Source organism: Leptospira meyeri (genome assembly GCF_004368965.1).
Taxonomy (GTDB): Bacteria; Spirochaetota; Leptospiria; order Leptospirales; family Leptospiraceae; genus Leptospira_A; species Leptospira_A meyeri.
In genome coordinates this window covers 1,859,316-1,872,134 of the sequence record NZ_SORO01000001.1, presented here as the reverse complement: position 1 = coordinate 1,872,134, position 12,819 = coordinate 1,859,316, and the positions used below count along the sequence as shown (strand labels likewise).

Here is a 12,819-nt window from a genome sequence, read left to right as displayed (position 1 = left end):
TTTTGCTGTTTAAAGTTTGTGTGAAAGAATGGTATCTTTTCTTGAAGGAGTTCTGTCTTCTGGATAGTCCGTACTATAATGAAGTCCACGACTTTCTTTTCTTAAGAGTGCAGACCGTACAATGAGTTCTGCTACTTTCACTAGGTTTCTTAGTTCAAGTAATCCAAGAGAGACAGTGGTTCTGTTGTAATAGTCTTTCACTTCTTCGGAAATTAGTTTCAAACGACGGAGAGCTCTTTCGAGTCTCATATCCGAACGCACAATCCCCACATAATTACTCATAATGGTTTTGATTTCGATCAAATCATGTGAGATGAGTACCCATTCTTCTGTATTGGTTGTTCCTTCTTTGTTCCAATCAGGGATCAGATCTGTTTCTTGCGAATAACTTAACTTTCCTTGCGATTGAATATCTCCTGCAATTCTATGCGAAAAAACAAGACATTCCAATAAACTATTTGATGCCAATCGGTTTCCCCCGTGGACTCCCGTGCAAGTTGTTTCTCCACAAGCATATAAGTCTGCAATATTGGTTCGTCCGAGAAGATCGGTCGCCACACCACCACACATATAATGAGCCGCAGGCACCACAGGGATGGGGTCTGTTGTGATATCAATACCTAGTTTTTTGCAACGTTCATAAATTGATGGAAAATGATTGATGATATCATTTGCAGGTCTATGAGTGATATCGAGAAGGACATGGGGTTCACCTCTTTTTTTCATCGTATCATCAATGGCACGAGCTACGATATCTCTCGGTGCTAGTTCGCCCAATGTATGGTAGTCTTTCATAAAAGGTCTACCACCTATCTCTCGTAAGATGCCACCATGGCCACGCACAGCTTCTGAAATTAAAAAACTATTTCCTTGTTCATGGAAAAGAGAAGTTGGATGGAACTGATAAAACTCCATATTTTTAACAATGGCACCTGCTCGGTAAGCACTCGCTACTCCATCGCCAGTTGCGATGTTGGGATTGGTTGTGTGTAAATATACCTGACCGGCACCACCTGTTGCCAATATGGTTTTTTTGGCTAAAACAGGAAATACCTCTCCTGTTTCTGTATCTACGATATAGGCACCATAACACCTTAGAGGAAGATTGTCTTTATCTTTTAAATGGTGTTTGGTGATTAGATCCACACAGGCATGGTTTTCTAAAATTTGGATATTTTTATTGGCATGAACATGATCTAGTAGCGACTGTTCTACGGCGCTACCAGTTCGGTCGAGCGAGTGAATGATTCTGTTTTTACTATGACCACCTTCGCGAGCAAGATCCAATTCACCCGTTTGGTTTCTAGTGAAAGGAACTCCTAGGTCAAGAAGTTCCCGGACTCGTGTGGGGCCTTCTTCGACAAGAACTCGCACCGCCTCTAAATCACAGAGACCGGCACCCGACTCTAAGGTATCTTGGATATGTTCCTCAAACTTATCCTTGTCATCAAAAACAGAGGCAATTCCCCCTTGCGCATAATTGGTGTTAGATTCGTAGTCTGCTTTTTTTGTAACAACCACTACAGATCCAAGCGGAGCTAATTTGAGGGCGGTAAATAAGCCACTCACTCCGCTTCCAATGATCAAAAAATCCGATTTAATTCGAGTCACTTGGTTCCCAATTGTATTGCAAATTCATATCCTTATCTTTTGGGATTCGGATTATTTTGTATTTAACATTCCTTCAATGTAATCCAAACTTCTGATTAACATATAATCTGGTTTGATGGCATCTATTGCATGTTCTTTTAAATACGTATCAGCTTTTCCATTTTTTTTCACATAATCTTTGATCCCGTTTAAATTGAATCTCGATTTAACGACACCTTCGTGTGGGATCAATGGTAAGTGGTTCCACATATCTTCTTCTCTGTATCGGAATGGAAATGTTCCATCCTGTTCTTCTGACACCTCTATATCAGGAGATACACCGACCACTTGGATCGTTTTACCAGAAGGAGAATAGTATCTGGCATTGGTGATTTTAAGTAAATATGCTGGGTTGCTATCAAGGTGTTCAAGTGTTTGAACAGTGGCTTTACCAAATGTTCTTTCGCCAAGTAAAATTCCTCTCCCATGATGTTGGATTGCACTAGCCACAATTTCGGAAGCAGAAGCCGACTTTGAATTGATAAGGATTGCTAACGGAAGTTTTGTGATGTCCTTATTCCTCGCCATTTCTTCTTTATCTCTTCCTGAAGGAGTTCTTGTCGAAACGATCAAACCTTTTTCAATGAACATATCAGCGATATCAATTGCCAAATTCAAAAATCCGCCAGAGTTCCCTCTTAGATCCAAAATCAAAGCTTTTAGAGGTTTTCCATTTTCTTTTGCAGTTTTTTCCATTTCTGCCAAAGCTTCGGCAATTTGTGTATCAACTGGTGCTTCGCCTGGACCTGGTTTTACAAATCCCGTGAGTTTGATATATGCTATTTGCGGATTTTCTTTTACTAGATGGTAAGTTACGTTTTTAATCGTAATTTTATCTCGAACCACTTCTATATCAATTTTTCCTGTATTTCCTTTTCTGGAAATGGTAAGGACAACTTTTGTTGCTTTTGGTCCTTTGATTTTTTTGACCACTTTATCAAGAGATAAATTTTTGATTAGTTTACCATCAACAGCAACAATGCTATCTCCACTTCGAATCCCAGCTTTTAAAGCAGGGCTTCCTTCCAATGGGTTTTCCACGATTACTTCCCTGCTTCCTCCGCCAGAAAGAATGGCTCCAATACCTTCAAAAGAACCATCGCTGATTTTTTTCATGGATTCTTCCCAAACTTCTTCCAAAAAAACATTGGAATGTGGATCAAGAGAATTTAAATATCCATTGGCAGCGGCAACAAACACTTGTTCCATGCTGAACTCTTTTTTGTCTTCTTCCTCTTCTTCTGGAAGTTCACCGTCTAATTCCACTAATCCTTTTAATACAGGAGTTTTATATTTTTCTAGGTTATCTTGAATGTAGGAGATCACTCGATCAAAATCTTTCTTAGAGAAATTAACCTCTTCCCAACTTGCAGAAATAACAGATTTTTTTAGTTTTTCTTTTTCTATGAGTTTTTTCAATTCCGCATCAGAAAGTTTTCTGTTTTCGTTTTTTTTCCGTTTTTCTTTTTGGATTTTTTCAACTTGATCATAATCAGGATCAAAAATGACAAATGCATCAGAAGGAGACAGTTTGAACGTTGTTCCTGGCCAAAGATCTTCTTTATCATCATATTTTTCACGTTCTTTAAAATAACTTTCTGGATAAATGTAAAGTGGATGTGGCAAACTCAGAGCAGAAAAACTGGCAGCATCCGTAAAGGCTCGGTTGACATTGATATGTTTATCAATATACAGTTTGTCCACTGAACGAATTACAGTTTCAAAGTCTCCGTAAGTAAAATCGGTCTTTCGATTCGGAGCTTTTTTGGCTTCTGGTTCGCAGGAAATGAATCCTACCGGGAGGGCAAAACTAAGTAGGGCGAAAAAGGAAAGTAGGTAAACAATTCGTTTCAAGGGATCTCTCGTAAAGTGGATAGATTATCCTAAGAATTTCCGATTTTCCAGTCCATGCAACTCAAAAAAAATCGGGACAAATCTAGGACACACCTATAACATAGACGGTGCCATGCGTGCTTTCGTTGTCCTGATTTTTACTCTTTCCCTTGGGTTTTGTACAACAGATCCTCAGAAGAACCCAACCCGAGATCCGTACAGTTTGGAAACTCTAATCTTCTTGGAAGAGGTACTTCTTGATGTATGGGATACCTCCGAATCGAAAGAAGACGCTATGTCTCGACTAAGATACGTTTGCCGGACCCGTGATACCGATGACGGATATCTGTGTTATACTTGGGGATTACTTGAATACCACCGAGGCAATTATGCAGAGAGTTACACTGCTTTTAGAAAGGCTCTAGAAAAAAATCCAAACGACAGCCTTTATAAAAATATGTTACGAATTTCTGCCGAAAAATCAGGGAATTTATCAGATTTAAAGGCCCATTCTTATGATGGAGAAGTTTTTGCGGTATTTACAGAAACCCAAAAACTTTGTCAGGAAAACAAACTGCCAAAACCGGAATCTTTCCTTTTTTTGGCCGAACGAGGTGTTCTCACAAAGGACAGTCTCCGTCGGGGAGTCCTCGCCGATTGTTTCCAAAGCCTAAGTGCAAGTGACAAATCACTTGTCCAAAAGGAAATCCTCCAATCCTCTTCTTCTTATAAAGAACGTCTTTACGCTGATCAGATGAAGTCTGATCCATTTTCTCGCATTTGGGACACGGCCAGTTACCATCGAGGAGAATCAGCTAAAGAGGCCGTCGGTGCAAGTGCTGGAGTCGTGTCCGTTAGTTCTTCTCTCGGAACCGAGGCAGGAGCTCCTCAAATTGGAACCACATTAAGGCCTGGTGCTCCGATCACGGAGGCATGGAAAAAAGTTAAACTTGCTTCTTTATCTGGAAACGAATTGCAAGGAAGAGAAGGCCTTCGTAGTTTTTTATCTGAAATCCAGTCGGCAAAACGAAAAGGAAAACTGGAAGGGCAATTGGCCCTCGCTTTGGAAAGGGCAGCAAAATTACTTTTGGAGCAAGACCCTCAGTATTCTAAACTTCGTTTCCTTGCGAAAGAGCTCTAAGATAGTCTTTGATGGTTTTTTCCATTCCATCCACAAGACTTTGGCTGACAAGCCTGTGTCCAATGGACACTTCTGCTAAGTAGGGAAGTTTGGAAAACAGTTGTAAATTATTAGTATCCAGGTCGTGGCCTGCATTTACACCTAATCCCAGTTTGTTTGCCTCGATGGCTGCCTTTTCATAAATTGGGAAACTTTTGGCACCTTCTTCCGGAGATTTGTCATAAGCATAGGCAAATGGCCCAGTGTAGAGTTCAATTCGTTCGGCTCCGAGTTCTTTGACAAGCGGATATCCAACAAATTCTGCTTCCATAAACAAAGAAACCCTGATCCCTTCGTCATTGAATCGTTTTACCATTGGTTTTAAAGTTTGGAACACTGTTTTGTTTTTTAGATCAAACCCGTGGTCTGAGGTAATTTCCCCCGGTTTGACCGGCACTAGGGTCACTTGGTCGGGCTTTGCTTTTAGAACTAGATTCAGAAAACGTTCACTTGGTTCGCCTTCAATATTGAATTCTTTTTTTGGAAATCCATTTTTGGCTATTTTGGCATTGTAAGAATTTAGAAAATTCTGAATTTCGAATACATCTTGTTTGGTGATATGCCTTTCGTCCTCTCTCGGGTGGATGGTGATGCCGTGAGCACCTGCATCCAAGATAATCTCTGAAATTTGAATGACACTTGGAATGGATCCACCACGGGAATTGCGGAGAGTGGCGATCTTGTTGACATTGACACTTAATTGGGTCATAGGAAAAAAAAAACTTTTCATTAATTTTCATCCAGGAGAAAACCGTCCAATTTCAAAAAGGTTGTCCCCGAGAGGGGATTTCCAAAACTGTCAAAAGTACGTTTATGGTCGCAAAAAAAGCAGTCAAGAAGCAGGCCCCGCCCAAGAAAAAAGCGGTGGCCAAAGAAAAAACCAAGGACGCTAAGTCCGCTTCCCCGAAGGAAGACAAAAAAAAGGCAGTCGTTGGAGCAAAAACTCCGGCAACTAAGGCGAAAGCCGTACCTGCCCCCAAAACAACTGCAGCCGTGGTAAAGGAAAAACCGGCACCTGTGGCCAAGGCCCCAGCTGTCAAAATTGATCCTAACAACCCTCTCGGCAAAAAATTCAGTTGTTATTCATGTGGAACGAAGTTTTACGATTTGTACAAACCGGAAAAAAAATGCCCTAAATGTGGTGCAGACCAATTGGCAAAACCAGCCATCAAATCACGAATGGCGGCCATCCGCAGTTCGGAATACGAAGTGGATGAAGAGGAAGAGCCAGTTCTAGAAGATGATGAACTCATGGAAGAAACAGAAGAATTGGAAGAGACCGAAGAAGAGGAGGTCGTAGCCGAGGAAGAGGAGTGATCCTCCCCGTCCTTGGTGGCCCCACCGGTTCTGGAAAGACAGCCCTCACTCAGGTCCTAGACCCCAAACGTTTCGAAATTGTTTCTTTTGACTCACGCCAAGTCTACCGGGATCTACCGGTAGGCACAACGGCCCCCAGTTCCCAAGAATCTTCTTACATTCGCCATTGGCTTATCGGTTTTTTAAACGCAGACGAATCCCTCAATGCGAGTCAGTTCTCAATTTGGGCCCGCAACGCCATAAATGACATCAGATCCAGAGGGAAAATTCCTTTTCTCGTTGGAGGAACTGGATTTTACCTTCGTGCCTTTCTTTTGGGAATGTATCCCGTACCAAATGTACCCAAAGAAACCAAAGATTATGTTTTCGAGCTTACACTTGAAGAAGCAAGGCAAGAACTATTTTCCAAAGATCCAGAAGCCCTTACCTCCTTGTCTCCCCAAGATGGCTATAGAATCAAAAGAGCATTGGAAGTCGTACTCACTGGTGTTTTGTGGTCCGAAGTTTCCAAAGAAACAGTAGGGGGGTATTTAAGTGAATGCCCAGATGTCCAATTGATTGGGCATTGGTTGGACTGGCCCCGTGACATTCTCTATGATAGGATCAATCGGCGAGTTACAGAGATCACCACGGGTATGTTAGCGGAGACTAAAGAAGTAGTTTCTAGATATGGACCTGACTGTCCAGGCCTACGAACCTTAGGTTACAATTTTGCGCTTGCTTTCTTAAATGGAACCATCGACAGTAATACATTCATTGAGCAGTTGGCCCAAAGCCATAGAAATTATGCGAAACGACAGATCACTTGGTTCAAAAAAGATCCATTACTTTCGCCCATTTCCTTCGAAGCCGCTGTCCAACTGTATACAAATATAGATAAAATATAGAGAAATCACTCGGGATGTCCAATGTCGGCAAAAAATAATATCCAAGACCAACTTCTAAATACAGCAAGAAAGGAGAAAATCGATCTCACCATTTACTTGTTAAACGGAGTTCCGCTGAAAGGAAAGGTTGTCAGCTTTGACAACTTCACAATCATCTTAGAAAACGATAACAAACAGAATTTGGTGTACAAACACGCCATTTCTACCATCATCCCGGCAAAACCAATCAAACTCCACAGCGATGATGCACCGAAGGAAGCGGGAGGGGTCTAAGACTTTTCTGGTTTTCCTCTGTTTCGCTTGCTAAATTCTGGTTCCAAACCCTATGGCAAAATTACCTAAAGAATCCCCGGTTGTCCTCATCATGGCTGGTGGAAAGGGAGAGCGGTTTTGGCCTCGCTCCCGAACCAATTCCCCAAAACAACTTCAGAAAGTTTATTCCAATAAAACCCTCTTACGTGAGACCATTGACCGCGCACTCACCATCACTTCTCTTGATCGAATTTATATTGGAACAAATGCCAACTTAAAAGCGGAGATCCTCAAAAAAGATCCTAAGTTTCCTTCTACAAATTTCATCTTAGAACCAGAGGGAAAAAACACAGCTCCCATCATTGCTCTTTCGGCCCTTTACTTCCAGAAAAAATTCGGAAATCCAAACTTAATCGTATTATCTGCAGATGCTTTTATAGATCCTATCAAGGAATTTACCAAAACCATTGAACAGGCCTTATACGAAACTGAAAATGGCATGGTTCTTTTGGGTGTCAAACCAAACCGTCCGGAAGTAGGTTACGGTTATATTAGTACTGGTAAGCCGACTGATGTTGGTTATACGGTAAAGGCCTTTTTTGAAAAACCAGATTTTAAAACTGCTCTAAAATATATTAAAAAGAAGAATTTTTATTGGAACCCAGGTATTTTCCTTTTTCGCATAGAAACAATTCTTTCTGAATTGGAACGCCACGCGCCTCATATTTTAGGACCACTTAAAAATGGATTTCCATTTAAGAGTTTTGGGGATTTAAAAACCGCATTCCAAATGCTTCCCTCTGAGGCGATTGATACTGCCATTATGGAAAAATCCAATCGGATCCGAATGGTGGAAGCAACCTTCAATTGGGATGATGTAGGGTCTTGGATGTCGCTCGAGAGAATTTTACCAGGTGATAAAGAAAAGAACCACCACCAAGGAAAAGAAGTGCTCTACCATAAGGCTTCAGGAAATATTTCTTCGGTCCAGAAGGAGCTAATAGCCTTTCTTGGAGTGAAAGATCTCATAGTTGTGGAAGAACCAGATGTCCTTCTTGTCACTTCTCGTGATGGAGTGGGTGATATCAAAGCCATGTTATCCACAATGAGGAAAAATAAAGTTTTACAAAAGTACCTCGACTAGAAATTTGACAGAACAGGCTTGATATAAGGAGGAAGGAATGCCTTCCGGAAAAAAGAGAAAGCGTAGAAAAATCGCAACCCACAAACGTAAGAAAAAACGCAGAGCCAACAGACACAAAAAGAAGAAATAATCTTTCTTCAGTGACTTAATGTTTCCTCCGATAGATTTGTTATGAAACAAGTCTGGAGGAAACAGAAACCCCGCACACCCGGTTTCATCCGAGCATTTACCATGGAAACTCCTCTCGGGGATGTCCTGGAGGCAGAGTTCAACTTTCACGAACGACTCGTTCGGTTAGCTGTAGAAATCAAAGAAGAAAAGGGACGTATGTATGGTGCTACCGTCAAAAACGGCACTGTACAAGGTGAGAAGGATATCACTTCTGGCCGAGCTTATCCCGTCTTTCGAAAGATTTGGCCTTTTCGCGAATACTTTAGTACCCTTCCTGATAAAGACATGCTTGCGTGTATTGGAGGGGCGTACGAAATTTTTCCCCCTTTTACCCACGATGCCCAAGAGAAAGGTCGATCATCAAAACTTCCTTTCGAATCTGCACTTTTTCCTTCTACCCGTTATGATTCTATTTTTGGGATAGTTCGCGAAACTCGGTTCCAACGTTGGAGAAGACGAAGACGTGAGGCAAGAGAGGCCCGAGGATCGCTCTGGTTGCGTTTTAAGCGACGGGTCTGGGGAGATTTACAAGATGTCTGTATGGGCGTCGGATTTGGATGTTTAGTCTATTATTTGTATTATGATTATGTCGTATTAGGGCTGACCCTTGGGGTCCTTGGTATGACTGCTGGGCTACTGGATTTTCTTGTCAGAAAACGTTCTGTCTTAATGACAAAAGTGTTGTCATTTCTTAGTTTCGGTTCATATTTTTTCTATAACGGCTGCGTCTACTTCTAGACGTAGTTCAAAAATTGTAGAAAAGTGATATGGCAAAAGAAACATCATCGGCAAACCAATTCATTCATGAGCAGTACATTATATTCAATTTGGGCGATGAAGAATATGCAATTCCCATCACCATTGTCGAAGAAATTGTCAAAATCACCAACCTAATCCGTGTTCCACAGTCTAAAAGTTTCTTCGCAGGAATTATGGACATTCGTGGCAAAGTGGTTCGGATGATTGATCTAGCAAAACGCCTCAATATAAAAAATACCACGGATAGTGCAGCCGACCGAGCCATTGTCATCAATGTTTCTGGAAAGTCCATTGGTGTGATTGTAGACAAGGTTTCTCATGTGGTTCATTTTCCAGCAAACCAAGTGGACCCACCTCCACCTTCGGTCAAAGGAATTTCTTCAAGATACATCACAGGGGTGGGCAAAAAAGACAATCGGTTCATCATCCTCATTGATATCGAAAAAATCTTAACCGTGGAAGAGATAACTGAGCTTGCAACTGTTTGATCGGAAATAACAGTGATAAAATTTTCTTATACTGAAGACTCAATAAAACAAACATGATAATCTCGAAGTTTTACTATTTAAGAAAGAATTTGTATTCCATGGCAGAGCTTGTTTTGGAACAGGTGATTCTCTTAAGTGAAGCTTTGGAAGCAGATGATTATGCACAAGCGGAACGGATTGTGGAACGTGACGATCTCATTGATGATTTAGAAAAGGAAAATGACAACCTTTCCCAAAATGCCATTTTGGAAGCGGTGAGTAACCGTAACATCCTCGGAATGGGTGATGTAGACAATGATATTGTTTTGAAAAAAGATCCCCTTCGGTTTGCACTTTCCGCCATTCGGATCACAAGGAATATGGAACGGATGGGGGACCAGGTGGTCAACTGTGCGGATGTATTTCGACATAAAACCATTCGCAAAGGTTTATTCAAAAATGAAGAACCTATGACATTGATTTTATCCCGCGTGACCACTCTTGCTGGTATGGCCATTGAATCTCTCGTGGAAGAAAAAGAAAGATTTATGGGTAGTGTCAATTCCTTAGAAGACGAGCTAAATGCACTTTGTGACCAAGCCTTCCAAAAGTATCGATCTGTTCCTGATATGGAAAAACAAGAATTTGCTGATGTATATCGTATTATTCTCGCCTTAGAAAGGTTAGGTGATTATGCGGTAAACGTGGCTGAAGAACTTGTACGTCTCAATACCGGAAAAGATATCCGCCATTTAGAAAACGTAAAAACAAAAGCCTCTCAATTTCCTTAAAATAAATTGACAAACGAAATAGAAGGGAATTAATTTCCATCTCTATGACGCCATCAGGACATTCACCCAATCAGAAAAGATCTGGATTTATGGTTTCCTATCTTCTCTTCACAAACCTTGATCCATTCATTTTTTTTACCGGAATGTTTCTATTATTTGGGTTGGAAAATTTTGAATCGATTCTAAAAATTCTCATCTATTTGGCACCACCAATCATTGGGCTTCATGCCTTATTCTTTTTTTTCAAAAATTTGGAATTTCGAAAACAAATGCGAAGACCCGAAGGGATCATTTATACAGAAAAAGAATTAAAGTTTATTCGTGGATTTTCCAAATCAGGAGCAATGAACATATTATCAACCAACGTTGGTGGACCTATTTTGACGATGTTTCTTGCTTACCATTATGGTTTAGTTAAGTCTTACGGGGAGGTTGGTTTTTTTATCCTTCTTGGAATCATTCTTGCGATGGCAATTTCATCTTTATTTTTTGTTTTGGTTGAGAAGGAATTGTATGACGTGTACAACCAATTGTCATTACCTCCTTTGAGTTTATTTGCAAATTTATTATTCCCTATTTTTTCAACTTTTGTCATTGGTTACTTTCTATTCGCATTTTATGTTTATTCGCAGTTTCGTTCGCAGGTTGATCAAACTCATTTAGAAACAATTTGTATTGGGTTAAGTTTTTTTATTTTATGTATGATCGTAATATTGTTTGTTGTTCTTTGGAATTTGACAGGGAATACTTCTGCAACCATTCGAGATGTATCTTCTATGTTAAAAGATTTTGCCGATGGAGATTTACGATCTACAATTAAGGCGAATCGCACAAGAAATGAAATTGGACAGATTTCTGTATATTTGGAGGAAGCAAAAACAAAGTTAAACCGACTCATTACTTCAATTACAAATCATTCTGTAAAAATAGAGGAAGAAGCTAAAAATTTGGAAGTTTTGTCTGGTGATTCGGCGGAACATTCACAAATCCAAGCGGCATCTTTGGAAGAGGTGGCTGCGGCTTTAGAAGAAAATGGATCCTCTATTAATGGAATTTATTCCGATGCGTTAGAACAGAAAAAATTAACAGCTTCAACAAATGAATCAATCATCCATTTATTTACTTTATCTTCAAGTTTGAAACAGGTTTCTTTGTATGCAAAAGAAAAGGCCGATTCTGTTGAAAATGAAGTAACAAAAAGTGCAAAATCTATCATTACCACAATTGAGTCAATTGAAGAGGTCGATAAAAATGCAATTGAAATTGGTAAAATTTTAGCCATCATAAAAGAAATTTCTGAACAGGTCAATTTACTTGCGTTAAATGCCTCTATTGAGGCAGCAAGGGCCGGTGATATGGGTAGGGGATTTGCTGTTGTTGCTTCTGAAGTTGGAAAACTAGCGGAAAGAACAGCATTTTCCACAAAAACTATATCTGATTTAATCAAACGAGTGTCTGTCTCTACAAGTTTGTCAGTGGAATCCGTTAAATCTGCCAATGAAACATTCAAATATTTATCTGAAAGCGTAAATGACATTATCAGTAGTATTGATAAGGTCAATGAAGCAAATTTAGAACAAATTGCGGAAGTAGAAGAAATTCGTAAACAATCAGAAAATATTGTGAACAGATCTAGTTCAGTTTCATTTGCAACAGAAGAACAAAAAAAAGTAAATGAAGAAATGAGTTCATCGGTTCATCATTTGGCAAATGATACGGCAAAGTTGTCTATGATGTCCGAAAAAACAGCAAAATCTTCTGCTGAATTAAATTCCTTGATTTTAGAATTAAATCGAGAATTATCATTGTTTAAGTTATAAATATGATCAGTGCTACTTTTATTTTTAAGCAAAAAAAATCAGATTTGGAATTTGAAACTTTAGACCGTTCGATTGAATCTTATGTAGAAAACCATCCAGAGTATCTTGGAAAAGATAGTTGGGTGAATTTGGAAAAAGGGACTACGGCTGTTGTGTACTATTTTAAGACCAATCTTGGTTTGTCTTCTCTAAAAACTTTTTCAGATCATCAATTGGCGAAGTCTCAGTATTCTAAATGGTATGAAGGATACCAGGTAATCATCGCAGAAGTGACAAAAACTTATGGTGACGGCAGCATTTTTCATTTAACCAATAACAGGTGAAAATGTTTTTGAGGTTTTGTCGCTTTGTTAAAGGGTTAAGAATATCCATATTCTTCTTGTCCTGGGCAATCTCCTTTATGTTTATCCAAAATCATCTGTAAATATTTTTTATGCTTTATATCTATATGAATAACAAACAACCGAACTAAATTTGTGAGTTGGTATGAGGATTGTTGAAGTTCATTGACAATCCGTAAAGATATAGAAAGATTTAGTAAGAATGAT

At 39.7% G+C, this 12,819-nt stretch carries 13 protein-coding genes; 10 read left to right on the top strand and 3 right to left on the bottom strand.

The features are described from left to right. Window positions 1-9: 9 nt before the first annotated feature. Window positions 10-1,611 (bottom strand): L-aspartate oxidase, encoded by a 1,602-nt coding sequence (gene nadB / locus CLV96_RS08675; protein ID WP_040917251.1) that lies wholly within the window; start codon window positions 1,609-1,611, stop codon window positions 10-12. A gap of 51 nt (window positions 1,612-1,662) precedes the next feature. Continuing rightward, a complete protein-coding gene (locus CLV96_RS08670; protein WP_004787718.1) occupies window positions 1,663-3,504 on the bottom strand; it encodes a S41 family peptidase in 1,842 nt (613 codons plus the stop codon). A 112-nt stretch (window positions 3,505-3,616) separates the two neighbouring features. On the opposite strand from CLV96_RS08670, the gene CLV96_RS08665 reads away from it, so the two are divergent. Further along, entirely contained in the window at window positions 3,617-4,624 is a 1,008-nt protein-coding gene (locus CLV96_RS08665; RefSeq protein ID WP_004787728.1) for a tetratricopeptide repeat protein, read from the top strand. On the opposite strand, the gene CLV96_RS08660 is transcribed toward CLV96_RS08665, so the two are convergent. Next, a complete protein-coding gene (locus CLV96_RS08660) occupies window positions 4,593-5,372 on the bottom strand; it encodes a pyridoxine 5'-phosphate synthase (protein WP_040917339.1) in 780 nt (259 codons plus the stop codon). The genes CLV96_RS08665 and CLV96_RS08660 overlap by 32 nt on opposite strands. Before the next feature lie 104 nt (window positions 5,373-5,476). On the opposite strand from CLV96_RS08660, the gene CLV96_RS08655 reads away from it, so the two are divergent. The 9 genes from CLV96_RS08655 (at window position 5,477) to CLV96_RS08615 (ending at window position 12,594) form a co-directional block, all read left to right on the top strand. Beyond that, a complete protein-coding gene (locus tag CLV96_RS08655; RefSeq protein WP_004785352.1) occupies window positions 5,477-5,980 on the top strand; it encodes an FYDLN acid domain-containing protein in 504 nt (167 codons plus the stop codon). Then, a complete protein-coding gene (miaA, locus tag CLV96_RS08650) occupies window positions 5,977-6,867 on the top strand; it encodes a tRNA (adenosine(37)-N6)-dimethylallyltransferase MiaA (RefSeq protein ID WP_004785893.1) in 891 nt (296 codons plus the stop codon). Before CLV96_RS08655 ends, miaA begins: the two co-directional genes overlap by 4 nt. Window positions 6,868-6,888: 21 nt before the next feature. Beyond that, window positions 6,889-7,140 carry an RNA chaperone Hfq gene (hfq, locus tag CLV96_RS08645; RefSeq protein WP_004784721.1) on the top strand — a complete coding sequence of 84 codons (252 nt, stop codon included), beginning with the start codon at window positions 6,889-6,891 and terminating at the stop codon, window positions 7,138-7,140. Between the two features lie 52 nt (window positions 7,141-7,192). After that, complete coding sequence (locus CLV96_RS08640; RefSeq protein WP_004786448.1) at window positions 7,193-8,263, top strand: mannose-1-phosphate guanylyltransferase; 1,071 nt, start codon at window positions 7,193-7,195, stop codon at window positions 8,261-8,263. 171 nt (window positions 8,264-8,434) lie between these two features. Then, window positions 8,435-9,172 (top strand): hypothetical protein, encoded by a 738-nt coding sequence (locus CLV96_RS08635; RefSeq protein WP_004785794.1) that lies wholly within the window; start codon window positions 8,435-8,437, stop codon window positions 9,170-9,172. Window positions 9,173-9,201: 29 nt separating this feature from the next. Further along, a complete protein-coding gene (locus tag CLV96_RS08630; RefSeq protein ID WP_004784189.1) occupies window positions 9,202-9,681 on the top strand; it encodes a chemotaxis protein CheW in 480 nt (159 codons plus the stop codon). A 53-nt stretch (window positions 9,682-9,734) separates the two neighbouring features. After that, complete coding sequence (locus tag CLV96_RS08625; RefSeq protein WP_040917252.1) at window positions 9,735-10,451, top strand: phosphate signaling complex PhoU family protein; 717 nt, start codon at window positions 9,735-9,737, stop codon at window positions 10,449-10,451. A 44-nt stretch (window positions 10,452-10,495) separates the two neighbouring features. Then, window positions 10,496-12,271, top strand: a complete 1,776-nt coding sequence (locus tag CLV96_RS08620; protein ID WP_004787470.1) for a methyl-accepting chemotaxis protein — start codon at window positions 10,496-10,498, stop codon at window positions 12,269-12,271. 2 nt (window positions 12,272-12,273) lie between these two features. Next, window positions 12,274-12,594, top strand: a complete 321-nt coding sequence (locus tag CLV96_RS08615; protein ID WP_004786808.1) for a hypothetical protein — start codon at window positions 12,274-12,276, stop codon at window positions 12,592-12,594. Window positions 12,595-12,819 lie beyond the last annotated feature (225 nt).